This window comes from Streptomyces avidinii (assembly GCF_045161815.1).
GTDB lineage: Bacteria > Actinomycetota > Actinomycetes > Streptomycetales > Streptomycetaceae > Streptomyces > Streptomyces avidinii.
The window spans coordinates 4,747,892-4,772,612 of the sequence record NZ_CP108863.1 but is presented as its reverse complement, the minus strand read 5'-3'; the positions used below and the strand labels follow the sequence as shown (position 1 = coordinate 4,772,612).

The following is a 24,721-nucleotide window of genomic DNA, read 5'->3' as shown; positions in this document are numbered from 1 at the left end:
CAACCGCCACGCACACCAGGACCGTCAGGACAGCGCCGGCCGGTGCACGGGGACTCCCTCCGGCACCGCCCGGCGCCGCGCCGCGGTGGTACCCGTCCAGCACGTGCCGCGCCGGGCCAGCAGGCGGCGCAACCACAGCTCCATGGAGACGAGTTCGGCCAGCCCGTCCAACGGGACCGGGCGCCCGTCCGCCGCGTCGAGCAGGGCCTGCCGTACGACCCGGGCCTCGATCAGCCCCGCGTCCGCCAGCAGCGGGGAGGCGAACAGGTCGAGCAGGTCGCCCAGGGCCGCGCGCAGCCCCAACCGGGTCGCCGTCTCGTTCGGCGTGCGGTCCGTGACGCCCCAGCCCGGCGGGAACTCGCGCACCCCCGCCGAGGACAGGACGCTGCGCAGGATCGCGGCCCGGGCCCCGGGCTGGACCCGCAGCGACTCGGGCAGGGCGCGGGCGGCCCGTACGACCTGGTTGTCCAGGAAGGGGGCGTGCAGGCGCTGGCTGCGGACCTCCACGGCCTGCTCGAAGACCCGGTGGTCGGCGGCGTGGCGGGCGAGCAGCGAACGGGCGCGGGCCTCCCCCGGCCGCAGCGACAGCGGGGGCCGGCCGGCGGCGACGGTCAGGCGGATCGATACTTCCGCCAGTGCCTCTCCCGTGAGCCAGCCCGCCGCCGGCCCCGGGCGGGACCAGGTCAGGGCGGCGAGGGAAGCGTCCACCGGACCGGTGGTGCGCTCGGGGACCCCGCCCTCGCGGAGCCGGGCCGCGGCGGCCTCCATGCCCGCGCGGTACGTCGTACGGGCAAGTCTTCGGGCCGCCGAGTACACGGTGAGCGGGACCAGCAGGGACTCCCCGGAGGCTCCCGAGGCCGAGGCCGAACGGGCCAGTGCCGCCACCGGGCGCAGCAGGTGCCGCCGCCGCCGGTCCATCAGGAGGTCGGCCATCCGGGCCGGGTGGGCGTCGAGAACCTGGCGGGCTCCGTGGCCGGTGAAGTGGTCGGCCGAGCCGGCCGCCAGACGGCGGCGCTCGCGGGAGGCGAAGACCAGCGAGGGGCCGGGTTCGTCGGTGAGCGGGCCGTCGAGTTCGGCGTACGGGAGGGCCTCCTCGGCGGCGGCCACCACGACGTGGTGCAGGCGCGGGTCGGCCGCGATGGCCCTGGCCCGTTCCAGTTCGGCCTCGCGCCCCTGCGGGGTGGCCAGGTCGTTGAAGGTGACGGCCAGCAGCCGCGCCCCGGCGGGGCTCAGCAGGGTGCCCGGGGCTCCCGGCAGACCGGCTGCCAGCAGCGCCAGCGTCGCGGAGGCGCTGCCGCCGGAGAGGTCGGCGCCCACCCCGGGGGCCGGGGCGCCGCGCGCGGCCCGCCGGTCGGCGGGACCCATTCCGGGCACGGGGCCGGGATCGTACGGCGGAGTCGCGTCGGGGGCATGCCGCGGAGCCGTGAGCCGGGCGCGCACGGCATCCACCAACGCTTCCCGTACGCCCTCCACCGCGCGCTCGGCATCGGCCTCGGGGGCGGCCACCGCGAGCGAGGCGACCTGCTCGTAGCCGGTGATCTCGCGGGAGCCCTCGCGCAGGATGAGCGCGTGCCCGGGCGGGATGCGCCGCACCCCGGCGTACGGTGTGCCGTCGCCCAGCGCCTCGGGACTGTCGGGGCAGGCCAGCAGGGCCGCGAGGTGGCCGATGTCGAGCTGCGCCTCGATGAGGTCGGCGAGCGGAAGGGCGGCGGTGGCGTACGCCGTGCCGCTCGCCCAGGGGGTGTAGAAGACGGGCCGGGCGCCCGCGAGGTCGCCGACGACGGTGATCCTGCGGCCGGCCTGGACGACGGCGGTGTAGCTGCCGGACCACTGGGTGAGGTGGCGCAGCGCGCCGCCGCGGGCGGCGTAGAGGGCGCGGCGCAGTTCGGCGTCGGTGGCGCCGCAGCAGCCGAGGACGGCGAGCCGGGTGAAGGGGTCGGCGGGGTCGGCGGTGAGAGTGCGGATCTCGTCGGGGCGCCAGTCGCCGACGGCCCAGAGGGGGTCGGGGTCTCCCCAGAGCAGCTGTGCGCCGACGGGGTGGACGGTGCGTTCCGCGTCCGCGCCCGGGTCGCCGGCGTGGGCGGCGTCCGCGATGCCGCCGCGCAGGGGCGCACCTCCGTCGCCGTATCCGCCCTGGCCGAGGCCCTGACCGGGGCTCTGGCCGAAGCCCAGGCCCGAGACCCTTCCGGCCGTGCCGAAGCTCGCGGCGATACTGCTCCAACCCACCAACCAGCGCACCGCCGCCTCCCCAGCCCGTGGGCACATGACCGGGGCACAGGCAGGACGGACGGCGCTGGGCGCGCGGCCGCGGGACCCCGGGTGGCTCGGGGTCCATGCTGCCACGGGACAGGCGTGCGAGAGTGGTTAAAGGGGGCGCACACGCAAAGGAACACGCCCCGGCCACGCGGTATTTGGCGTTCCGTTCCCACCGCCCCATAGGTCGCTTTCAGCCATTCTTCGGCTGCCGGAAGAGCCGTCGCGGGCGGCCGGCGCTCACCGCGGGGGCGCGGTCCGGGAGGCGGAACCCACCCCCCGGACCGTTCCGCCACCCGCGGGGATTGAGGCAGCGGCATCCCCCGACCCGCCCGGTCCAGGCAGCGGGCCGACCCACGCACCGCACATCGAATCGCCGGGTCCCCGGACCGGCCAGAGCGCACGGGCGGGCGCACGGCCACACGGACGGAGCACGCGATGACACGTGCGCCCCGACTCCGGGCCCGGGGCGGACTGTGCAAACGGACAACAATCCCGCCATACGGAAGTAAGGGCCTTAACGCTTGGGAGGCGGGGAACTACGCTGGGTTTACGAAATGCCGGGCGCCTATGCCCCGGCGGCGTCTGCGTTCCGCGTGTGACGAGGGGTGGCGCATGTCCAGGGAGCTCCGCGAGCCCAATGAGAAGCTCGGCGCCGTCCTCGCCCTCGCGGGCATCAGCAACGCCGGGCTGGCCCGGCGGGTCAACGACCTCGGCGCGCAGCGCGGCCTGACGCTTCGGTACGACAAGACGTCGGTGGCCCGGTGGGTGTCGAAGGGGATGGTGCCGCAGGGCGCCGCCCCGCATCTGATCGCCGCCGCGATCGGCGCGAAGCTGGGGCGGCCGGTGCCGCTGCACGAGATCGGGCTGGCGGACGCGGACCCCGCGCCCGAGGTGGGCCTCGCCTTCCCGCGCGACGTGGGCGCGGCGGTGCGCTCGGCCACCGACCTCTACCGGCTCGACCTCGCCGGACGCCGCGGCGGTGGCGGGATCTGGCAGTCGCTCGCGGGGTCCTTCTCGGTGGCGGCGTACGCGACGCCCGCCTCGCGCTGGCTGATATCTCCCGCGGACAGCTCGGTGGCCCGCGAACCGGCGGGTGCGGCGGCGCGCCGCGCAGCCCATCACCCGGCCCACGACTCCACCGCCCGGGCGGACACCTCTGCGGCGGACGACCCCGCGGCGCAGCACTCCATGGTCCAGAGCCCCTTATCCGCGCCCCCCTCGGCTCATGACGCGCCGGCGCAGGAGGCGACGGCGGCAGGTCCCGGGTCCTTGCCGGACGGCCGCACGACCGGACCGGCGACGGGCCCGATGGCAGGTCCGGCCACAGGACCGGTGGCGGGCCCGGCGTCCGGCCCGCCGTCCACCGTTGTGCCCGCCCAGCCCGGCGCCGAAACGCCGCGCGACCACGGTCAGCGCGTGGGCCACAGCGATGTGACCAAGCTGCGCGAGGCGGCCGAGGACGCGCGCCGCTGGGACTCCAAGTACGGCGGCGGGGACTGGCGTTCGTCGATGGTCCCCGAGTGCCTGCGGGTGGACGCGGCGCCGCTGCTGCTCGGCTCGTACAGCGACGAGGTGGGCCGCGCGCTGTTCGGCGCGACCGCCGAACTGACCCGGCTGGCCGGATGGATGGCCTTCGACACCGGTCAGCAGGAGGCGGCGCAGCGCTACTACATCCAGGCGCTGCGGCTCGCCCGCGCGGCCGCGGACGTACCGCTCGGCGGTTACGTGCTGGCCTCGATGTCCCTGCAGGCGACCTACCGGGACTTCCCCGACGAGGGCGTGGACCTCGCGCAGGCGGCCGTCGAGCGCAACCGGGGCCTGGCCACCGCACGCACCATGAGCTTCTTCCGGCTGGTCGAGGCCCGGGCGCACGCGAAGGCGGGCGATTCGGTGGCCGCGGGGGCGGCGCTGCGGGCGGCGGAGGGCTGGCTGGAGCGGTCCCGTCAGGGCGATCCGGATCCGACCTGGCTGGGCTTCTACTCGTACGACCGTTTCGCCGCAGATGCCGCGGAGTGCTACCGGGACCTCAAACTGCCCCGGCAGGTAAGGCGTTTCACCGAACAGGCCCTGTCGCGGCCCACCGAGGAGTACGTACGGTCGCACGGGCTGCGGCTGGTGGTGAGTGCGGTCGCCGAGCTGGAGTCGGGCAATCTGGACGCGGCGTGCGCGGCGGGCACCCGGGCGGTGGAGGTAGCGGGCCGGATCTCCTCGGCGCGGACGACCGAATACGTACGGGACCTGTTGCACCGCCTGGAACCGTACGGGGACGAGCCGCGTGTGGCGGAGCTGCGGGAGCGGGCCCGGCCGCTGTTGGTGGCGCCGGCGTAGGACCCCGTCTTCCGGGGGCCGCGTGGCCGCGTTGTCGGTGCCGGGGTGCAGTATGCAGGGGTGGGAGGTGTCAGCGTGGGTGGCGGCGTGGACTGCGATGTGCTGGTGATCGGCGGCGGAATCGTCGGCCTGTCGACGGCGCATGCTTTGTCGCGCCTGGCTCCGGGGACCAGGGTCGTGGTCCTGGAGAAGGAGTCGGGTCCGGCCCGGCACCAGACGGGCCGCAACAGCGGGGTGATCCACAGCGGGATCTACTACCGCCCGGGTTCCCTGAAGGCGCGCTTCGCGGTGAGCGGGGCCGCGGAGATGGTCAAGTTCTGCGCGGAGCACGGGATCGCGCACGAGGTGACGGGCAAGCTGATCGTCGCCACGGAGCGGGAGGAGCTGCCGCGGCTGCACGCCCTGGTCCAGCGCGGCCGGGAGAACGGCATCCCGGTGCGCGAGCTGGGCCCGGCGCAGATCTCGGAGTACGAACCGGAGGTGCGGGGGCTCGCCGCGATCCACGTCGGCAGCACCGGCATCGTGGACTACGGCCGGGTGACGGCCCAGCTGGCGGAGTCCTCGGGCGCGGAGATCGTCTACGGCGGCGCGGTGGACCTGATCTCCCGCCGGGCCTCGGCGGTGGCCGTCCGCACCACGTCCGGCCTGGTGGTCAGGGCCCGGGTGCTGGTGAACTGCGCGGGCCTCCAGTGCGACCGGATCGCCCGCCTGGCCGGGGACGACCCGGGAATGCGGATCGTCCCGTTCCGCGGCGAGTACTACGACCTGACCCGCCCCGAACTGGTCCGCGGGCTGGTCTACCCGGTGCCCGACCCGGCGTTCCCCTTCCTCGGGGTGCACCTGACCCGGGGCATCGGCGGCGGGGTCCACGTCGGGCCCAATGCCGTGCCCGCGCTGGCCCGCGAGGGCTACGCCTGGTCGACGGTGCGGCCCCGGGACATCGCGGACGAGCTCGCCTGGCCGGGATCCTGGCGGATGGCCGCCCGGCACTGGCGGTACGGGACGGGCGAGATCCACCGCTCGCTGTCGAAGCAGGCCTTCACCCGGGCGGTACGGCGCCTGCTGCCGGCCGTCACCGCCGCGGACCTCCACCCCGCCGCGGCCGGGGTCCGCGCGCAGGCCGTGCTGCGGGACGGCACCCTGGTGGACGACTTCCTGATCCGTGACGCCCCGCGCACGGTCCATGTCCTCAACGCCCCCTCGCCGGCGGCCACCGCTTCGCTCCCGATCGGCCGTGAGATCGCAACCCGCGCCCTGCGGACCCTCGGCTCGGCCTGAGGACTTCTCCGGCGGGGTGCGGGAGCCGCTCGCGCGGCGGCTCCCGCACCCCCCGTCGTAGAATCAGCGCATTGTGTCTGAGTCCCTGAACCCCCAGTCGCCCCGCCTCCCGGACGCCGCGCCGGAGGCGAACTCGTACGTGCCGCCCAAGTGGCGCACCGAGCCCCGCTTCCCCGACGGGCCCGCGCCGGACCCGGCCGGCTCGCACCACGAGCGGCGGATCCGCAGCTTCCAGCCCCGTCGCAGCCGGGTCACCACCGGCCAGGGCGAGGCCCTGAAGCGCCTGTGGGGCACCTGGGGCCTGGACATCGACGGCCACAAGGTCATCGACCTCAAGGAGCTCTTCGACGGCCTGCCGGTCGTCCTGGAGATCGGCTTCGGCATGGGCGAGGCCACGGCCCAGATGGCAGCCGACGACCCCGGCACCGGGATCCTCGCCGCCGACGTGCACACCCCCGGGCAGGGCAACCTCCTCGCCCTCGCCGAGCGCGGCGGCATGACCAACATCCGGGTGGCCAACGGCGACGCCATCATCCTGCTCCGCGAGATGCTGCCGCCCGACTCCCTGGCCGGGATGCGCGTCTACTTCCCGGACCCGTGGCCCAAGGCCCGCCACCACAAGCGCCGGCTGATCCAGCCCGACTTCCTGACGCTGGCGGCCACCCGCCTGGCGCCCGGGGCCGTCCTGCACTGCGCGACCGACTGGGAGCCGTACGCCGAGCAGATGCTCGAAGTGCTCACCGCTCACCCGGACTTCGAGAACACCCGGCCCGACGGCGGCTTCTCGCCGCGTCCCGCGTTCCGGCCGCTCACCCGCTTCGAGGGCCAGGGCCTCGACAAGGGCCACCTCGTACACGACTTGCTCTTCCGTCGCACGGAGAACTGACAAGGTCACCGCGCGTGTCAGACCGGCTCGCTAGGGTCATGGTGTGTTCCGAGCGCCCCACCCTGTGCGCGCACGTCCGTCCGGCACGATCCGCACGTGCGTGCTCCTCGCCCTGCTCGCCGTCACCGGGATCGCCATCCTCGAACTCGTGCGGGAGCAGACCGGCACCTCCGGGTTCTTCGTCGGTCTCGGCCTGGCCCTGCTGCCGGTGGCCCCGCTCATGGCGGCCTTCCGGTGGCTGGGCCGGGCCGCGCCCGCGCCCTGGTCGCAGCTGCTGTTCTGCTTCGGCTGGGGGGCCTGCACCGCGGCGCTGATCGCGATACTGGCCAACAACTTCGCCACCGAGTGGATAGCCGCGGCCACCGCCGACGCCTCCGCCGCCGATCACCTCGGCTCGGTGGCCATCGCCCCGGTGGTGGAGGAGAGCGCCAAGGCGGCGGCCCTGATGCTGGTGTTCCTCTTCCGAAGACGACACTTCACCGGCCCCGCCGACGGGTTCGTGGTGGCCGGCTTCACCGCCACCGGCTTCGCCTTCACCGAGAACATCCTCTACCTCGGCAACGCCTTCGTGGAGGACCTGGCCGAGGACAGCGGCGCACTGGATTCGGTGACGGCGGCGACCTTCTTCGTGCGGATAGTGCTGTCGCCCTTCGCGCACCCGCTGTTCACGGTGCTCACCGGTCTCGGCTTCGGCGTGGCCGCGGTCAGTGCCCGCCGCTCGCGCAGGATCTTCCTGCCGATGCTCGGCCTGGCACTGGCCATGGGCATGCACGCGTTGTGGAACGGCTCCTCGCAGTTCGGGGAGCACGGCTTCTACATGGTCTACGCGTGCGTGATGGTCCCGGCGTTCGGACTGCTGGTGTGGCTGGCGGTGCGGATACGGCGCGACCGGCTGCGGGCCGTCGCCCGGGAACTCTCGCTGTACGCGGCCGCGGGCTGGCTCGGCCCGGCCGAGGTGCCCGCCCTGGCCTCCATTCCGGCCCGGTCACTGGCCCGTGCCCTGGCCCGGCGCAGCGGCGGCCGGGCCGCCGGGCGCACGGTCGCCCGCTACGAGGCGGACGCGGCCGCCCTGGCCCTGTTACGGAACCGCGCGCGGCGCGGCGGTCCCCTGCGGGAGCGGGATTTCGCGGGCCGGGAGCGGGAGTTGCTGCACCGGCTCTGGCAGGGACGCGCTACGGCGGGTCCCGCGCTGGCTCGGGCGGCGGTCATGGAGGAGCTGGTTCCGCCGTGGTTCGATCCCCTGGCCCCGGCGGGCGTGCGGGCCGACGTACCCCCGCCGCGGCGAACGGCGGGAGACGAGCAGCCGGGTCTCAGACGTTCAGGCCCTTGGAGTTCAGCCACGCCAGCGGGTCCATCGTCGATCCGCCCTTGCGTACTTCCAGGTGGAGATGCGGTCCGGTGACGTTGCCGGTGGCGCCGACGCGGCCGATGGTCTCGCCGGCGCCCACCGTGCCGGAGGTCACCGACATCGAGGAGAGGTGGCAGTACCAGATCTCCGTGCCGTCCGGCAGCTCCAGCACGATCCGGTAGCCGTACGCGCCGGACCAGCCGGCCGAGGTGATCTTTCCGCCGGCGACGGCCTTGACCGGGGTCCCGGTCGGGGCCGCGAAGTCCAGGCCGGTGTGGTAGCCGGAGGACCACATGGAGCCGGAGACCCCGTAGTGCGAGGTGAGGGTGTAGGCGGAGGTGGGCAGGGAGTAGCTGCCGGCCGATGCGGCCAGGCGCTCCTGCTCGGCCTTCTCCAGGGCGGCCTTCTCCGCGGCGGCCTTCTCGGCGGCTTCCTCCGCGGCCTTCGCCTCGGCCTGGGCCTTCGCGTCCTCGGCCGCCTTGCGGGCCACCTCCAGCTTGTCCTTGGCCTCCTGGGCGGCGGCCTGCTGCGCCGCCTGCTCGGCCTCCGCCCGGGCCTTGGCCGCGGCGGCGTCCTGCTGGGACTCGGCCTGCTGGAGGATGCGGTTGCGCAGCACCTCACCGGCGTCCGTGCCATGGGCGGACTGCTGCGTCATGATCCCGGTGCGCTCGCCCGTCGCCCGGGCCGCAGCTCCCGAACCTCCGTCGTCCTGCTGCGCCTTGTCCCCGGTCACCAGGTCGGGGAGGGCCGGCAGGTCCGGCAGGGATATCGCGACCTGGGGCCGGTCCTGCGCGGTGGCGATGCCGCCGGCGCCGACCGCCGCGATGACGCCGACGCCGAGCACGGTGGAGCTGCGGGCAAGTCCCCCGCGCTGCTTGGCGACCCGGTGCTTGCCCCGGACCGGTCGCACCGAATCCTCGGTGGGGTTCCACTCGCCCCAGGCACCCGCGGTGGGCGGCTCCTGGATCTCGATGCCATCAGGGGCAGGCAAGTTGGAGGCCACCAGGGCACACTCCTCATGGACGCGCGTGGGCGCGCGCGCACGGTGCCGTCTCTTGCGACGGCTGGGACGACCGCGCTGCGTTATCGAAAGGTAATAGACGAAGGGGAGTGATTCCAAGCTTCTCCGCTTGATCGTTAACGGCAATCAGCCACTCACCGACCAGCTTTGGCCACACCTTTTCCCTGCAAAACTGCCCCAACCAGGGCAAAAATCAAGCGACTCCCTCGCCTCTTCAGCCACAGGCCTCACATGACGGCCCGTCAACTCCCTTGCGGAGAGCATTCCTTCCATTACACACCGTCACGCATCGTCGCCCCGGGGCACCACCGGCACGGTCCGGCGCCGCTCCGGCTGCCGCTCCCCCGGACGCTCCACCGCGAGCAGCGCCATGTCGTCCGTCGCCCCGCCGCCCGTATGCCGGCGCACATCACTGCTGAGCGCGCTCAGCAACGCCTGCGGCCCGGGGAAGATCCGCCCGCGCAGCCGGGCCGCCGGATCGTAGAAGTCCCCCGCCCCGTCCCGTGCCTCGGTCAGCCCGTCCGTGTAGAGCAGCAGGGTGGCCCCCGCCGGGAAGGCCCACTCCTGCACCAGGTCCGGCCAGCCCCCCAGCTCCCCCATACCGAGCGGCAGCGCGGGCTCCGCCGGTGCGAGGACCGCCAGCTCGCCGTTCCCGTGCAGCAGCAGCGGCTCGGGGTGGCCCCGGTTGAGCAGCCGCAGCACGCTCGCGCCCGGCGGGATCTCCCCGAGCACACACGTCGTGAACCCCTCCACCACGTCCAGGCTGTCGCGCCGGGTGCCCTCGCGGGCCAGCGCCCGCTCCAGCCGCTGCGCCAGCAACTCCAGCGTGGGCTCGGTGTCCGCCGCCTCCCGGAACGCCCCCAGGACCACTGCGACCGCCTCCACCGCCCCCAGCCCCTTGCCCCGTACGTCGCCCACCGCCAGCCGCACCCCGTACGGGGTCTCCTGGACGGCGTACAGGTCGCCGCCGATGAAGGCGTCCGCCTGCGCGGCCTCGTACCAGACGGAGACGTGCAACCCCCCGATGCGCTCGGCGGGCTTCGGGAGCACCGCCAGCTGCGCGGCCTCGGCGATCCCGCGCGCCGAGGCGAGCCGCTCGCCACTGCGCCGCACCACGCGGTTGATCAGGAGCGCCAGCCCGGAGACCGTCAGTACGGTGGCCAGCTCGGTCATCGCCTCGACCTTCCAGCCGAAGCCGCCGGTGATCTGCAGCACGAACACCGCGAGCACGGCCAGGGCGCCGGTCAGGGCCGTGGCCCGGAACGTGAAGAGCGGGGCGGCGACCAGCGGGGCCGCGCTGAAGAACGGGGATCCGGTGAAGCTGGGCGGGGTCAGCAGGTTGAAGACGATCCCGAAGGCGATCAACGCGCCCGGCAGCACCCGGACCACCCGGCGGGCCATACCGCTGCCGGCGCCACCCGCGCGTCCCGCGCGCCCACCGCCGTCGCCCTGCCGGCCCAGCCCCACCACGCTCTCTCCTGCCGCCCGGTCCGTCGCACGGGTGCGGGCCCGCTGCCGCCTCGCCCCTCAAGGCTGGCGGCAGGAACCCGCGTACGGCGACCCGACGGCGGCCGGACGGGTGAGGGAACGCGAGAGGCAACACCCGGGGACGGGATCCCCGGGAACACGACGAAGGCCCGGTTCCTGGTGAGGAACCGGGCCTTCGTACTGAGTAGCGGGGACAGGATTTGAACCTGCGACCTCTGGGTTATGAGCCCAGCGAGCTACCGAGCTGCTCCACCCCGCGTCGGTAAACACAACTCTACGCCATCCGGGGGGAGCCCTTCACCAATTAACCGCCACCCCACCCACAGATACGCATCACCGCAGGTCAAAGCCCTAAAACCCGCCCAGAGCCGGCCCAGAACCGGCCGCGGACCAACCCGCGCGAACGAAGATCATCTCTGTTGCGCGGCGGTGACACTTCGAGGATGGTTCCGGGATCCGATCCGGGCGATGATTCACCTGTCGCAAGGGCCAGGGGGGAACACGCACCGGCCGGCGACAACGACCACACCTTCTCGGCTCGGCGCTCTGCCGATGCCTCTGTGATTCCTGGGGGGAGTCCACCATGTCCGTTCGCACCGCAGCCGCCATCGCAGTCGTCGCCGGCGTTGTCACCACTCTGCTGCCGCTCTCGGCCACCGCCGCGTCCGCCGCACCCGCCGCCGACGACCAGGCCGTGCTGCGTACGGAGATGGGCACTCCGGTCCCCAGCGGTTCGCTGACCCGCGGCGGCGCCACCGAGACCTTCGACCTCACGGTCAAGAACCCGACCGGCAAGACGGTCGAGTACAAGCCGTGGGTGCTCCTCGACCAGACCGGCCCGAGCCGTCTGCAGAAGGACGACGTGGTCTTCAAGGTCGACGCGGTGGACGCCCCGGCCACCAAGTCCTCGGTCGGCCAGCAGGACGGCGGATGGCAGGGCCTCTTCTACCCGGCCACGGCCGGCGGCAAGGAGAGCGGCGCGGGCTTCGACATCCCCGCGAACGGCAAGATGACCTGGAAGGTCACCATCGGCCTCGGCGCGCACTACCCCACCAACGACGGGGACTTCACCCTCACCGCCACCGGCTACAACAACTCGGTGGCGCCCGGCGGCGCGGACTCCCACCTGTTCAAGGTCGCCCCGAAGATCAAGACGGGCGGGCTGAAGACCTGGTTCAAGCAGGTCGGCTCCGGCAAGGACGGCCAGGAGCAGCGCGCGTACCTCGACCTGAACTACCGGGCCACGGGTGAGGGCACGTTCGACACCGCCCTCGCGACCACCCTGAGCCTGTCGCACCCGGGCGAGCAGAAGGCCGACTTCCGGCTGCAGGCCCTGATCGACGGCCGCTGGCAGGACCTGCAGGGCGCGTACGGCCGTTACGAGCTGCCGCGCATCCCCAAGGGCTTCGGCGCCGCCAGCGGCGTCCGCACCCTGCCGCTGCGGCTCTCCCTGGGCAAGAACACCGAACTGACGAAGAAGACCGTCATCACGATGGCGGCCGAGGTCGGCCACGCCGAGGGCAACACCTACCCGTTCCAGAACAGCTCCGTGCAGTTCCCGCTCGCCCCGATCGTGGAGACCGTCCCGCCCTCCGGCACCCCGTCCGGCACCCCGTCCGCGACTCCGTCGGCCACGTCCTCCGCCACCCCCGTCGTGAAGCAGGCCGTCGCCGCCTCCACGGGTAACACCAACCTGACCACCACCGCGGCGTCCACCGGCTCCCTCGCCCACACCGGCGCCGGCTCGGGCACCGGCCTGTACGCCGGCCTCGCGGCCGCCCTGGTCGCGCTCGGCGCGGCCGCCGCCTGGCTCGGCCGCCGTCGCCGCACCACCGCCTGATCGGTCGCCGATCCCTGTACGCGAAAGCGCCCCACCCGGTCCCCCGGGTGGGGCGCTTTCGCGCAGGGCGCCGTCAGGCGGCAGGAACGCCGCGGCGGGTCAGGACGCGGGTGGTGCTCCCGTCGTCCTCCCGCACGTCCCGGACGTGCGCGAAGCCGATGCGCTCCAGCAGGACCAGCGAGGCCGTGTTGGGCTCGGCCACGGTGGCGTGCACCTCGGCCAGGCCGAGGGTGTCGAAGCCGTACGCGACGATCGCCTCGGCGAGCTCGGTGCCGAGGCCCGATCCCCAGGCCTCGGGAGCCAGCGCGTAGACGATCTCGTGCCCGCCGGCCTCGTCGGTCCGCTTGATCTCGGCGTGCCCGACCAGCCGGCCGTCCCGCCGCACCGCCCAGACGTCGAAGAGGTTCTGGGCGTAGACCTTCGTGAAGACCCGCCCGAAGAGCGCCCGGTCCTCGGCCTCGGTGCCGGGACCGTCCCCCATCCACCGGGACACCCGTACGTCCTGGAAGAGTGCGACGAATCCTTCCTCGTCCGCGGGGGTGTACGGGTCGAGGAGCAGGCGTTCGGTCCGCAGGACAGGGGTCATGGTCACCGACGCTACCGGCCCGGTCCGAGGACCTCACCGCATTTTCCGGCCCGCCCGCACCCGGGCTGACGGGCCGTCCGCCCCACGCGAAGCGCCCCACCCGAAGGAATCGGATGGGGCGCTTCGTACAGGTCGAAGGAGGTCTTCCCCGTCCCTGTGAGCGGTAGGCCATGTCGGACTCGAACCGACAACCAACGGATTAAAAGTCCGCTGCTCTGCCAATTGAGCTAATGGCCCTCCAGGTGCTCACCCCAGAGCATAGCCGGACCGCGCCGGTCAGCCGATCGGGTATCCGCCGACCGGCCTGTCGCCGCCGCCGCGACGATGCTCCGGAGTGCCTCGGTCCGGGCCCCGCAGGGGGGTTACGCACCATCAGCTTCCGGGAGCGAAGAAAGGGCCCGTACGCCACCTGGGTGTCGTACGGGCCCTTTCTCAGGGGTTCAGCTCAGCTGCGATCAGCCGTTGCGCTTCCAGCGCGGCTTGTCGTCGCGGCGGCCGCCGAAGCCACCGGTGGAACCGGAGCCGGAGCCGGAGCCGGACGGACGGTGGTCGTCACGGCGGCCGTACGGGCGGTCGCCGCCGCCGGAACGGAAGCCACCGGACGGACGGTCGTCACGACGGAAGCCACCACCGGACGGACGGTCACCACCGGAACGGAAGCCACCCGACGGACGGTCGTCGCGGTTGAAGGTGCCCGAGGAGCGGTCGTCGCGGTTGAAGGTGCCGGACGGACGGTCGTCGCGGCGGAAGCCACCACGGTCGCCACCACGGTCATCGCGGTTGAAGCCACCGGACGGACGGTCGTCACGACGGAAGCCACCACCGGACGGACGGTCACCACCGGAGCGGAAACCACCCGACGGACGGTCGTCGCGGCGGAAGCCACCACGGTCGCCACCACGGTCGTCACGGTTGAAGCCACCGGACGGACGGTCGTCACGACGGAAGCCACCACCGGACGGACGGTCACCACCGGAGCGGAAACCACCCGACGGACGGTCGTCGCGGCGGAAGCCACCACGGTCGCCACCACGGTCGTCACGGTTGAAGCCACCGGACGGACGGCCACCACGGTCGCCACCGCGGTCGTCGCGGCGGAAGCCGCCACGGTCGCCGCCACGGTTGTCGCGACGCTCGAAGTTGCCACGGTCGTCACGCTGGGCGCGCTGCTCCTCGCGGCGCTCCTGCGCGGCCAGCTCGGCGGCAGCGGCGGCGGCAGCAGCCGCGACCTCGGCCTCGGCGGCCTCGGCCACCTCGGCGACAGCGGCCTCCGGGTCCTCGCCGCGCTCACGGGCGGAGCGGGCGACGAGGCGGTCGGCCTCCTCGCGCAGCTCGCCGGCACGGCGGGTCAGACGCTCGAGCTGCTTGGTCAGCTCGGCGACCTCACGCTCGGCCTGCTTGGCGGCGTTGTTCGCGGAGTCGGCCTGGACCTCGGTCAGCGAACGGGCACCGGTGATCTCGGCGACCTCCGGCTCGAAGGCGCCGGCGCCCTGGACGATGTGGCGCGAGGCGTCGACGCCCGCGTCCTCCATCAGGCGGAAGATCTGGCGACGCTGGTGCGGCAGCGCGAGCGAGACCACGACACCGGACTTGCCGGCACGGGCGGTACGGCCCGAGCGGTGCAGGTAGTCCTTGTGGTCGCCGGCCGGGTCCACGTTCAGGACCAGGTCGATGCCGTCGACGTGGATGCCGCGGGCGGCGACGTCGGTGGCGACGAGCGCGTTGACGTAGCCGTCCTTGAAGTCGGCGAGGACGCGGGTACGGGCGCCCTGCGTCATGCCGCCGTGCAGCGCGTCGGCCTTCACGCCGGCCTCGACGAGCTGCTCGGCGATGCGGTCGGCGCCCAGCTGGGTGCGGACGAAGATGATGGTGCGGCCCTTGCGGGCGGCGATGGCGGCCGTGACCGGCGCCTTGTCCTTCGGCTTCACGACAAGGACGTGGTGCGTCATGGTCGTGACGTTGCCCTGCGCGCTGTCGACCTCGTGCGTGACGGGGTTGGACAGGTAGCGCTTGACCAGGGTGCCGATCTCGTTCTCCATGGTGGCGGAGAAGAGCATGCGCTGGCCGCCGCCGGGGATCTGGTCGAGCAGCTCGGTGACCTCGGGCAGGAAGCCCAGGTCGGCCATCTGGTCGGCCTCGTCGAGGACCGCGACCTGGACGTTCTCCAGGGAGCAGGCGCCGCGGTTGATGATGTCGCGCAGACGGCCGGGGGTGGCGACGAGGACGTCGACACCGCGCTCCAGGGCGTAGATCTGGTTGCTCATGGAGGTACCGCCGCAGACGACCTTCATCTTCAGGCCGAGCACGTCGCCGTAGGGCTGGAGCGCGTCCGCGACCTGCATCGCGAGCTCACGGGTCGGCGTGAGGATGATGGCGCGGGGCTTCTTCTTGTCCGTGTGACCGCCGGCCAGGGTGGCCAGGGTCGGCAGACCGAAGGAGAGGGTCTTGCCGGAGCCGGTGCGGCCACGGCCGAGGATGTCCTTGCCGGCCAGGGCGTCCGGGATGGTCGCGGCCTGGATCGGGAAGGGGCTGGTGACGCCGTTCTGCGCGAGCTTGCGCACGACACCCTCGGGGAGACCGAGGTCGCCGAAGGTGATCGAGGGCTCGGCGTCGGCGTCAGCGTCGGCGTCGTCGAAGTCGGTGGTCGAGTCCTCGAGGGACTCGTCGGTGTTCACGTCGGCCTCAAGAGCCTCGATGATCTCGTTGGCCTCAGCGGCCTCGATCGCCTCGGTGACCACGAGGGCCTCGGCGTCGATCATCTCGTTGGAGTCGTTCTCGGGCATGACGGAACGGTCAGAGCTGGAAATGGACATGCGAAATGCGAAACCTTCCGGAGTCTCGGCACGCGCCCAAACTCCGTGAATCGCAAATCGACCGCCTCAATGCGGTCAGCCACGGCTAGGGAGAGTACGCGCCACACGGCGCTCTTCGGATTCGGCGCCGGGCAATGGGATCAAACGATCTATAACCATACGCACCCTCCCCGGGGTCTGGCAAGTCGCTCCCACCGAAACACCTCTGACCTGCGAAGACGTCCCCGAGGGCCGGTGCCGGGACGGGCCCCACCGGGCACCCGGCGGGGCCGGTCGGCCTAGAGTTCCGGCGCCGGAGCGGTGGTGGGCTCGGGCTGCGGGCTCGGCGGAGCGAGCGTGGGTTGCGTCACAGGGGGAGTGGTGGCCGGCGGCTCCGGGGTCGGGCTCGCCGGCTGCTGCCCGCCGACCGAACCGCCCGGGCCGCCGGGGCCGCCCGAACCCCCGCCCGAGGTCGGCTGCTGGGGGCCCTGCCCGCCGGCCCCGCCGCCGGGTCCCGCCGACGGGGCGGGCACCCCCGGCTGGCCGCTCGGCGCGCCCGCGCTCGGCGAGGCCCCGGTCGCGCCGGAGGCCTTGCCGTCCTCCTTGGCCCTGCCGCCCTGGCTCCCCGTACCGTCCTTGGCGCCGTGCCCGTTGCCGTGGACCCCGGAGCCGCGCCCCGAGACGGTCCCGGCGCCCGCCTCGGCGCCGCTGCGGCGCTCTCCCGGGGCGGAGGGCCCGGGCTTCGCCGCGTCCTCACCGACGCTCATGCAGCCGGCCGTCGCCGCGACCGCGAGCGCGGTGACGGCCAGTCGGAGGGAAGCGGACAACTGGCGCACGGGGGCACCTCCGGAGCCTGTGGGTGAACTTTCCGCATGAGCGGGTCAATGTGCCCAACTCCCTTTGACCCGTAAGGGACACGCCCTCCACGGAACACCGCGGCCGGACCTCAGGCGAAGAGCTGCCGCGCCACCTGCGAGCCGAGGTGCACCGCGCCCAGCCCGACCAGCACCGACATCACCACGTTCGCCGCGGCCAGGAACCGGTGCCCCCGCTCGGCCAGCCGCAGGGTCTCGTACGAGAACGTCGAGTACGTGCTCAGCGCCCCGCACAGCCCGGTCCCCAGCAGCAGTTGGAGCCGCGAGCCGGCGGCCCCGCCCAGCGCCGCTCCGGCCAGCACCCCGAGCACCAGGCAGGCGCTCGCGTTCACCACGAAGGTGCCCCAGGGGAACGCGGAATCGTGCCGCGCCTGCACCGTACGGTCCATCAGGTAGCGCAACGGCGCGCCGACGGCCGCGCCCGCCACCACGAGCAGCCAGGTCACCGCGGGACCCGGCCCCGGCCGGCCCCGCGGCCCCGGACCGCGAGCCGCGTCGCCGAGGCGGCCGCCCACACCGCGCCCAGCGCCGCCACCACCGTGAGCCCGGCGTAGGCCAGCGCGGTCGCCGCCTCCCCCTCGTCCAGGAGCCGCGAGAAGTCCACCGCGTAGGTGGAGAAGGTGGTGAAGCCGCCGAGCACGCCGACCCCGGCGAAGGGCCGCAGCAGCGCATGCGGGGACGTCCGGCCGCCCTCGCTGATCAGCACCATGAGTACGCCGATCAGCGCGGAGCCGGAGGCGTTGATCCACAGGGTCGCCCATGGGAAGGCCCCGGGGCCGGCCGGCCACAGCAGGGAGATCCCGTAGCGCGCCGCGCCGCCGACCGCGCCGCCGACCGCCACTGTCGCGAGCACCCGGCCCAGGGGCTCGGCGCGCTGCGCGGGTACGTGCAGGTCGACGTCCGGATCGATGGCCTCCGCCGCTTCGGCCGCTTCCGCCGGATCCGCCGCCTCGTCACCGGGGACCGGCAGGGGGGTCACCCGTACCCCAGCGCGTGCAGCCGGTCGTCGTCGATCCCGAAGTGGTGGGCGATCTCGTGCACGACGGTGACCTCCGTCTCCGCGACCACGCTCTCCCGGTCCTCGCACATCCGCAACGTGGGATTGCGGTAGATGGTGATCCGGTCCGGCAGCACCCCGGCATACCACTCGCCGCGGTCCGTCAGCGGCGTTCCCTCGTACAGACCGAGCAGCTCGGGGTCGTCGGCGGGAGGTTCGTCCTCGACGAACACCGCCACGTTGTCCATCAGCCGCGTCAGCTCAGGCGGGATCCGGTCCAGGGCCTCTGCGACGAGCTCCTCGAACTCCTCGCGCGTCATCTCCAGCACCCGGCCATTGTCGCTCCGGGGGAAACCGTTTTGGCGATAGCTCCCCGGATCCCATATGCTTCTCACGTCCCCGACGCGCTGATGAAGTGCCCGGCGGGCCTTTAGCCCTCATCGTCTAGTGGCCCAGGACGCCGCCCTTTCAAGGCGGTAGCACGGGTTCGAATCCCGTTGGGGGTACGCATTACCGTGTGCAAGACTTGTTCTCGCACACTGCCAGGTCCTGTGGAGCAGTTGGTTAGCTCGCCACCCTGTCAAGGTGGAGGTCGCGGGTTCAAGTCCCGTCAGGATCGCTGAAGCCGGAAACGGTTTCGTGGCTGGGTAGCTCAGTTGGTACGAGCGATCGCCTGAAAAGCGATAGGTCGCCGGTTCGACCCCGGCCCCAGCCACCATCGGAAGGCCCCGTCCATCGGACGGGGCCTTCCTGCGTTACTCCGCCTCACCCGCGGGGCGGGAGCGGCGGCGCCACTGCACGACGCCGACGGCCACCGCCCCGGCGGCGACCAGCCCGAGCAGCGCCCCGTCCGGCACCGCGTCCGCCAGTCGGCCGACCCACTGCTCCACCGCGAACGAGTCGTCCACGTCCAGCAGTCCCGGCAGCGCGCTCGCCCCGTCGAACGCGAGGAACAGCGCGCCCAGGGTGATGAAGAACAGCCCGGACAGCAGCGAGGTGGTGTGCAGCTCGAAGCGGCCCAGCGCGAAGGCCCGCCCGCGCAGCCAGCGGCGCCGGCCCAGATCGAACCGCTCCCACAGCAGGGCCAGCAGGAACAGCGGCACGGCCATGCCCAGGGCGTAGACCGCGAGCAGCAGGCCGCCGTAGACGGGGCTGCCGCTGACCGCGGCGACCGTCAGGACGCTGCCGAGGATCGGGCCGGCGCAGAAACCGGCCAGCCCGTAGACCGCGCCGAGCGCGTACACCGACAGGGCGGTGGTCGGCCGGATCCGGCCCGACAGCTCCGAGATCCGCTTCGGGGCGAAGCCGAGGCCCAGGATCTGTGCGAGGCCGAGCGCGATGATCAGCCAGCCGCCGGCCAGGACGAGCTGGTCGCGGTTGCTGTGGAAGAACCGCCCGGCGTACGAGCCGGCCGCCCCGAGCGGTACGAGGGTGCTCGCGAGGCCCGCGTAGAAGATCCCGGTGCGCGCCAGGAGCCGCGAGGTGGAGTCGATGGAGTAGGCGAAGAAGGCCGGCAGCAGCAGCGCGCTGCACGGGCTGAGCAGGGCGAGGAGGCCGCCCAGCAGGGCGGCCAGGTATCCGATGTGGGTCACTGCTTCGCCGCCTCCGCCTTCGCCCGGGCGATGGCGGCCGTGAAGGTGTCGAGCGGCTGGGCGCCCGCGACGGGCCTGCCGTTCAGCAGGAAGGACGGGGTGGAGGTGACGCCGATGCGGTAGCCCTCCTCCTGGTCCTTCTTCAGGGCCGCCGCGGCCTGCTCGCCGGCCAGGTCGGCCTTGAAGCGCTCCAGGTCGGGGACCCCGGCCTCGCGGGCCAGCTCCACGAGCCGCGGCTCGGCGAAGCCCTTGTCCTTCGAGCCGTCGGCGTAGGCCGCGGCGTGGAAGGCCTCGAAGCGGTCCTGCTGTCCGGCCGCCCAGGCGGCCCTGGCGGCGGCCTCGGACTCGGCTCCGAAGATCGGGAAGTTGCGCCACTCGATGCGCAGGGTGCCGTCCGCGACGTACTTCTTCACCAGTTCGGGCTCGGTGTCCCGGGCGAACTTGCCGCAGTAGCCGCACTTGAAGTCGGAGTACTCGATGAGCACGACGGGCGCGTCGGCGCGGCCGACGGCGAGCTTGTCGCCGGACTCGCGGCGGGCCAGCGCCTTGAGCTCGGCGGCGGGGTCGGTCCGCGGCGCGGCCGCGGCGGCGGAGCCGGCCGAGCCGGATTCGGCGGGGGCGGTGGCCTGCCACGAGACGATGCCGAGGGTGATCGCGGCGAGGGCGACCCCGGCGGAGATCAGCAGGGGCTTCGTGGAGGTCTTGGAAGAGGGCATGCGGGTTCTCCAGTGCTGCGGATGGTGGGGCGGGGACCGGTGGACCGGTCCGCCTGGGCCGTCTCTTTCGGATCTTGTCGGTCAGGTCCGCGTTGTCCGGTGCCGTGCCTCGGCGTGCTGCCGGGGCTGCCGTGTACTGGACGTACTCGGTTGCCCCGGCAGTGCGGCGAGGTGCGGTGCCGGGCGTCGCGGGCAAGGCAAGATCCGGAAGAGACGGCCTAGATCCGCAGCACGCAGAGTTCCAGCCGGTCGGGTGCCGGGCGGTCGGGGCCGCGTACGAGGATCCGTACGGGTCTGGCGGCGGCCGGACCGGCCTCTTCGGGCGCCGCCCGGACCGGCGGGACCTGGGCGTGCTCGCCCCAGGCGCGCGCGGGGACGGCGGGCGTACCGCCGTGCTCGGGGGCCGCCGGGGCGCAGGCGGGCCCGCCGGTGCCGGTGAACACGGCCGCCCGGGGCCGCGCCGGGGTCGAGTCGGTGGACGGGGCCAGGGTCTGAGCCGGCCCCTGATCCGGGGCCGAGGCCGGCGCCTCGGCCGGGGCCGGGCGGGCCGATGTGCTCGCGGCCGCCGGGGCCGCGCAGCCCAGGAGTACCACCAGGACCACGCCGAGCAGGCTCCAGACGTGGCGGGGGCGGGACAAGGTGGGCTGCCTCTCACTGGGACGACCGACGGACTCGTCCCGAAATGGTACGGGTCCACCCGACAAATGCGTTCGCCACCCGGAGGGCCCAGGTGAGATCCTCGATCAGGTATGTCTACTTCCTTCGCCGCCCTGCAGACGCTTCTCGGTGAGATCTCCCTCCGTGACGCGCACCGCCTCGGCCGCCGCCTCGAAGGCGCCCGCCGTATCCGCAAGCCCGAGGCCAAGCAGGCCGTGCTCGACGAGATCGCCGCGGAGGCCACCAGGGCCGCCGAGCGACTGGCCGGCCGTGCCTCGCGGATGCCGGAGGTCACGTATCCCGAGAACCTGCCCGTCAGCCAGAAAAAGGACGAGATCGCCGAGGCGATACGCGACCACCAGGTCGTGATCGTCGCGGGCGAGACCGGCTCCGGCAAGACCACGCAGATCCCCAAGATCTGCATGGAGCTGGGCCGCGGCGTCCGGGGCATGATCGGGCACACCCAGCCCCGCCGGATCGCCGCCCGCACGGTCGCGGAGCGGATCGCCGAGGAGCTGAAGTCCGAGATCGGCCAGACGGTCGGCTGGAAGGTCCGCTTCACCGACCAGGTGGACCAGGACGCGACCTTCGTGAAGCTGATGACCGACGGCATCCTGCTCGCCGAGATCCAGACGGACCGCGAGCTGCGCGCGTACGACACGATCATCATCGACGAGGCCCACGAGCGGTCGCTGAACATCGACTTCCTGTTGGGCTACCTGGCCACGCTGCTGCCGAAACGTCCCGACCTCAAGGTCGTCATCACCTCGGCCACCATCGACCCCGAGCGCTTCTCCCGGCATTTCGGCGAGGCACCGATCGTCGAGGTGAGCGGGCGGACGTATCCGGTGGAGGTCCGCTACCGGCCGCTCCTCGAAGAGGACGCCGAGGACGCCGACCGGGACCAGATCACCGCGATCTGCGAGGCCGTGGACGAGCTCCAGTCGGAGGGGCCGGGCGACATCCTCGTCTTCCTCTCCGGCGAGCGGGAGATCCGCGACACGGCGGACGCCCTGAACAAACGGAATCTCCGCTTCACTGAGGTCCTCCCTCTCTACGCACGCCTCTCGCACGCCGAGCAGCACCGCGTCTTCCAGCAGCACACCGGCCGCCGGATCGTCCTCGCGACCAACGTCGCCGAGACCTCGCTGACCGTCCCCGGCATCAAGTACGTGATCGACCCGGGCACCGCCCGGATCTCCCGCTACAGCCACCGCACCAAGGTCCAGCGGCTGCCGATCGAGCGGATCTCGCAGGCCAGCGCCAACCAGCGCAAGGGCCGCTGCGGCCGTACCAGCGACGGCATCTGCATCCGGCTGTACTCCGAGGACGACTTCGACGCCCGTCCCGAGTTCACCGACGCCGAGATCCTGCGGACGAACCTGGCCTCCGTCATCCTCCAGATGACCGCGGCCGGCCTCGGCGAGATCGAGAAGTTCCCCTTCATCGACCCGCCGGACCACCGCAACATCCGCGACGGCGTACAGCTGCTCCAGGAGCTCGGCGCGCTGGACCCGGCCGAGAAGGATCCGTCGAAGCGCCTCACGCAGATGGGCCGCCAGCTCTCGCAGCTCCCGGTGGACCCGCGGCTGGCCCGCATGGTCATCGAGGCCGACAAGAACAACTGCGTCCGCGAGGTCATGGTCATCGCGGCGGCACTGTCCATCCAGGACCCGCGCGAGCGCCCCTCGGACAAGCAGACCCAGGCCGACCAGAACCACGCCCGCTTCAAGGACGAGACCAGCGACTTCCTCTCGTACCTGAACATGTGGCGCTACGTGCGCGAGCAGCAGAAGGAGCGCGGCTCCTCCTCGTTCCGCCGGATGTGCAAGCAGGAGTACCTGAACTTCCTGCGGATCCGCGAGTGGCAGGACATCTACTCGCAGCTGCGCACGGTCGCCCGGAGCATGGGCATCCACGTCAACGCGGCCGACGCCCCCGAGCAGGTCATCCACGTCTCGCTGCTGGCCGGTCTGCTCTCGCACATCGGGCTCAAGGACACGGACAAGAACGAGTACCTCGGTGCCCGCGGCGCCAAGTTCGCGATCTTCCCGGGCTCCTCGCTCTTCAAGAAGCAGCCGAAGTTCGTGATGTCGGCCGAGCTGGTGGAGACCTCGCGGCTGTGGGCCCGGGTGAACGCCAAGGTGGAGCCCGAGTGGGTGGAGCCGCTCGCCCAGCACCTGATCAAGCACACGTACAGCGAGCCGCACTGGGAGAAGGACCAGGCGGCCGTGATGGCGTACGAGAAGGTCACGCTGTACGGCGTGCCGATCGTCGCCCAGCGGAAGATCAACTACGGCCGGATCGATCCCGAGGTCTCGCGCGAGCTGTTCATCCGCAACGCGCTGGTGGAGGGCGACTGGCGCACGCACCACAAGTTCTACGCCGACAACCGCAAGCTGCTCACCGAGGTGGAGGAGCTGGAGAACCGGGCCCGGCGCCGCGACATCGTGGTCGACGACGAGACCCTCTTCGACTTCTACGACCAGAAGATCCCCGCCCATGTGGTGTCCGGGGCGCACTTCGACTCCTGGTGGAAGCACAAGAAGCGCGAGGAGCCCGAACTCCTCGACTTCGAGCGGGCGATGCTGCTGACCGAGAAGGCGGCCGGGGTCACCAAGGCCGACTACCCGGACTCCTGGCGGCAGGGTCAGCTGAAGTTCCGGGTGACCTACCAGTTCGAGCCGGGCGCGGACGCCGACGGCGTGACCGTCCACATCCCGCTCCAGGTGCTGAACCAGGTCACCGACGAGGGCTTCGACTGGCAGATCCCGGGCCTGCGCGAGGAGGTCGTCACCGAGCTGATCCGCTCGCTGCCGAAGCCGATCCGCCGGCACTACGTACCCGCGCCGAACTTCGCGGGCCGTTTCCTGGACACCGCGGTACCCCTGCAGGAGCCGCTGCCGGTCACGCTGGCGCGCGAGCTCCAGCGGATGGTCGGGGTCCCGGTCTCGGCCGAGGACTTCGACCTCGGCCGGATCCCCGACCACCTGAAGATCACCTTCCGGATCATCGACGAGCGCCGCAAGAACCTCGCCGAGGACAAGGACCTGGAGGCCCTGCGGCTGAAGCTGAGGCCGAAGGCCCGCCAGGCCCTCTCCAAGGCCGCCGCGGCCACCGCCGAGCGGGCGGGCGGGGAGTCGGTGGAGCGCACCGGGCTGACCGACTGGACGATCGGCACGCTGACGAAGGTCTTCGAGACCCGCCGGGCGGGTCAGCCCGTGAAGGCGTACCCGGCGCTGGTGGACGAGGGCGCGACCGTCTCCGTACGGCTCTTCGACACCGAGGCCGAGCAGCAGCAGGCGATGTGGCTGGGCACCCGGCGGCTCATCCTGCTGAACATCCCGGTGAACCCGGCGAAGTTCGCCTCGGACCACCTGACCAACCAGCAGAAGCTGGCCCTGTCCAGGAACCCGCACGGCTCCATCCAGGCGCTCTTCGACGACTGCGCGACCGCGGCGGCCGACCGGCTGATCGCCGACCACGGGGGCCCGGCCTGGGACGAGGCGGGCTTCCGGGGGCTCTACGAGGCCGTCCGCGCCGACCTGGTGGACACGACCGTGCGTACGGTCGGCCAGGTGCAGCAGGTGCTGGCCGCCTGGCAGGCCTGTGAGCGCCGTCTGAAGGCCACGGGCAGCCTGGCGCTGGTCGCGAACATCCAGGACGTCAAGACGCAGCTGACGGCCCTCGTGCCGGCCGGCTTCGTCACGCTCACCGGGCTGCGCCGGCTGCCGGACCTGATGCGCTACCTGGTGGCGGTCGACCGGCGGCTCCAGCAGATGCCCACGGGCGTCCAGCGCGACACCACGCGCATGGAGAAGGTCCACGAGATGCAGGACGAGTACGCCTGGCTGCTGGAGCAGTTGCCGAAGGGGCGGCCGGTCCCGTCCACGGTCACCGACATCCGCTGGATGATCGAGGAGCTGCGCGTCAGTTACTTCGCGCACGCGCTCGGGACGGCGTACCCGATCTCCGACAAGCGGATCGTGAAGGCGGTGGATGCGGCGGCGCCGTGACCGGCGCAGCGGTCCGGTTCGACTGCACCCCCTGAGCTGCGGTAC

18 protein-coding genes and 5 tRNA genes are annotated in these 24,721 nt (G+C 72.7%); 9 read left to right on the top strand and 14 right to left on the bottom strand.

The window, feature by feature from the left end; all coding sequences use genetic code 11:
* Positions 1–24 precede the first annotated feature (24 nt).
* Positions 25–2,238: an asparagine synthase-related protein gene (locus OG373_RS21370; protein ID WP_405439709.1), complete on the bottom strand. Its 2,214-nt coding sequence runs from the start codon at positions 2,236–2,238 to the stop codon at positions 25–27.
* 630 nt (positions 2,239–2,868) lie between these two features.
* Between OG373_RS21370 and OG373_RS21365 the strand changes: the two genes are divergently transcribed.
* From OG373_RS21365 to OG373_RS21350, 4 genes are all read left to right on the top strand, one after another.
* A complete protein-coding gene (locus OG373_RS21365) occupies positions 2,869–4,584 on the top strand; it encodes a sporulation protein (RefSeq protein ID WP_405439707.1) in 1,716 nt (571 codons plus the stop codon).
* A gap of 45 nt (positions 4,585–4,629) precedes the next feature.
* Positions 4,630–5,862 carry an L-2-hydroxyglutarate oxidase gene (gene lhgO / locus OG373_RS21360; RefSeq protein ID WP_405439705.1) on the top strand — a complete coding sequence of 411 codons (1,233 nt, stop codon included), beginning with the start codon at positions 4,630–4,632 and terminating at the stop codon, positions 5,860–5,862.
* Between the two features lie 139 nt (positions 5,863–6,001).
* The gene (gene trmB / locus OG373_RS21355) at positions 6,002–6,748 is read left to right on the top strand and encodes a tRNA (guanosine(46)-N7)-methyltransferase TrmB (protein ID WP_397736365.1); all 747 of its coding nucleotides are present in this window, start codon (positions 6,002–6,004) and stop codon (positions 6,746–6,748) included.
* Between the two features lie 43 nt (positions 6,749–6,791).
* Positions 6,792–8,150, top strand: a complete 1,359-nt coding sequence (locus tag OG373_RS21350; protein WP_405439703.1) for a PrsW family intramembrane metalloprotease — start codon at positions 6,792–6,794, stop codon at positions 8,148–8,150.
* On the opposite strand, the gene OG373_RS21345 is transcribed toward OG373_RS21350, so the two are convergent.
* The 3 genes from OG373_RS21345 to OG373_RS21335 all read right to left on the bottom strand — a co-directional run bounded on the left by OG373_RS21345 (position 8,059) and on the right by OG373_RS21335 (position 10,864).
* Positions 8,059–9,099, bottom strand: coding sequence for a M23 family metallopeptidase (locus OG373_RS21345; protein ID WP_405439701.1), 1,041 nt, complete (start codon positions 9,097–9,099; stop codon positions 8,059–8,061). The genes OG373_RS21350 and OG373_RS21345 overlap by 92 nt on opposite strands.
* Before the next feature lie 300 nt (positions 9,100–9,399).
* Positions 9,400–10,518 (bottom strand): PP2C family protein-serine/threonine phosphatase, encoded by a 1,119-nt coding sequence (locus OG373_RS21340; RefSeq protein WP_405444141.1) that lies wholly within the window; start codon positions 10,516–10,518, stop codon positions 9,400–9,402.
* Positions 10,519–10,790: 272 nt separating this feature from the next.
* Positions 10,791–10,864: transfer RNA gene (locus tag OG373_RS21335), tRNA-Met, on the bottom strand.
* A 324-nt stretch (positions 10,865–11,188) separates the two neighbouring features.
* On the opposite strand from OG373_RS21335, the gene OG373_RS21330 reads away from it, so the two are divergent.
* Positions 11,189–12,445 (top strand): hypothetical protein, encoded by a 1,257-nt coding sequence (locus OG373_RS21330; protein WP_405439699.1) that lies wholly within the window; start codon positions 11,189–11,191, stop codon positions 12,443–12,445.
* A gap of 73 nt (positions 12,446–12,518) precedes the next feature.
* Here the strand turns inward: OG373_RS21330 and OG373_RS21325 are convergent, their stop codons facing one another.
* From OG373_RS21325 to OG373_RS21295, 7 genes are all read right to left on the bottom strand, one after another.
* On the bottom strand, positions 12,519–13,031 hold the full coding sequence (locus OG373_RS21325) for a GNAT family N-acetyltransferase (RefSeq protein WP_397736166.1): 513 nt from the start codon (positions 13,029–13,031) through the stop codon (positions 12,519–12,521).
* A 164-nt stretch (positions 13,032–13,195) separates the two neighbouring features.
* A tRNA-Lys gene (locus OG373_RS21320) sits at positions 13,196–13,268 on the bottom strand.
* A 218-nt stretch (positions 13,269–13,486) separates the two neighbouring features.
* Positions 13,487–15,844, bottom strand: coding sequence for a DEAD/DEAH box helicase (locus OG373_RS21315; protein WP_405439697.1), 2,358 nt, complete (start codon positions 15,842–15,844; stop codon positions 13,487–13,489).
* Positions 15,845–16,122: 278 nt separating this feature from the next.
* A complete protein-coding gene (locus OG373_RS21310; protein ID WP_405439695.1) occupies positions 16,123–16,659 on the bottom strand; it encodes a hypothetical protein in 537 nt (178 codons plus the stop codon).
* A gap of 110 nt (positions 16,660–16,769) precedes the next feature.
* Entirely contained in the window at positions 16,770–17,144 is a 375-nt protein-coding gene (gene crcB, locus OG373_RS21305; protein ID WP_405439693.1) for a fluoride efflux transporter CrcB, read from the bottom strand.
* On the bottom strand, positions 17,141–17,668 hold the full coding sequence (locus OG373_RS21300) for a fluoride efflux transporter FluC (RefSeq protein ID WP_405444140.1): 528 nt from the start codon (positions 17,666–17,668) through the stop codon (positions 17,141–17,143). Before OG373_RS21300 ends, crcB begins: the two co-directional genes overlap by 4 nt.
* A gap of 5 nt (positions 17,669–17,673) precedes the next feature.
* On the bottom strand, positions 17,674–18,024 hold the full coding sequence (locus OG373_RS21295; RefSeq protein WP_030726307.1) for a metallopeptidase family protein: 351 nt from the start codon (positions 18,022–18,024) through the stop codon (positions 17,674–17,676).
* A 104-nt stretch (positions 18,025–18,128) separates the two neighbouring features.
* Between OG373_RS21295 and OG373_RS21290 the strand changes: the two genes are divergently transcribed.
* The 3 genes from OG373_RS21290 to OG373_RS21280 all read left to right on the top strand — a co-directional run bounded on the left by OG373_RS21290 (position 18,129) and on the right by OG373_RS21280 (position 18,413).
* Positions 18,129–18,201 (top strand) — tRNA-Glu (locus tag OG373_RS21290).
* A 39-nt stretch (positions 18,202–18,240) separates the two neighbouring features.
* Positions 18,241–18,314, top strand: a tRNA-Asp gene (locus OG373_RS21285).
* A gap of 22 nt (positions 18,315–18,336) precedes the next feature.
* A tRNA-Phe gene (locus tag OG373_RS21280) sits at positions 18,337–18,413 on the top strand.
* Between the two features lie 37 nt (positions 18,414–18,450).
* Here OG373_RS21280 and OG373_RS21275 read toward each other — a convergent pair.
* The 3 genes from OG373_RS21275 to OG373_RS21265 all read right to left on the bottom strand — a co-directional run bounded on the left by OG373_RS21275 (position 18,451) and on the right by OG373_RS21265 (position 20,641).
* On the bottom strand, positions 18,451–19,287 hold the full coding sequence (locus OG373_RS21275) for a cytochrome c biogenesis CcdA family protein (RefSeq protein WP_405439692.1): 837 nt from the start codon (positions 19,285–19,287) through the stop codon (positions 18,451–18,453).
* On the bottom strand, positions 19,284–20,003 hold the full coding sequence (locus OG373_RS21270) for a DsbA family protein (RefSeq protein WP_405439691.1): 720 nt from the start codon (positions 20,001–20,003) through the stop codon (positions 19,284–19,286). Before OG373_RS21270 ends, OG373_RS21275 begins: the two co-directional genes overlap by 4 nt.
* 218 nt (positions 20,004–20,221) lie before the next feature.
* Positions 20,222–20,641, bottom strand: coding sequence for a hypothetical protein (locus OG373_RS21265; RefSeq protein WP_405439689.1), 420 nt, complete (start codon positions 20,639–20,641; stop codon positions 20,222–20,224).
* 111 nt (positions 20,642–20,752) lie between these two features.
* Between OG373_RS21265 and hrpA the strand changes: the two genes are divergently transcribed.
* On the top strand, positions 20,753–24,676 hold the full coding sequence (gene hrpA / locus OG373_RS21260; protein WP_405439687.1) for an ATP-dependent RNA helicase HrpA: 3,924 nt from the start codon (positions 20,753–20,755) through the stop codon (positions 24,674–24,676).
* Positions 24,677–24,721: the final 45 nt, after the last annotated feature.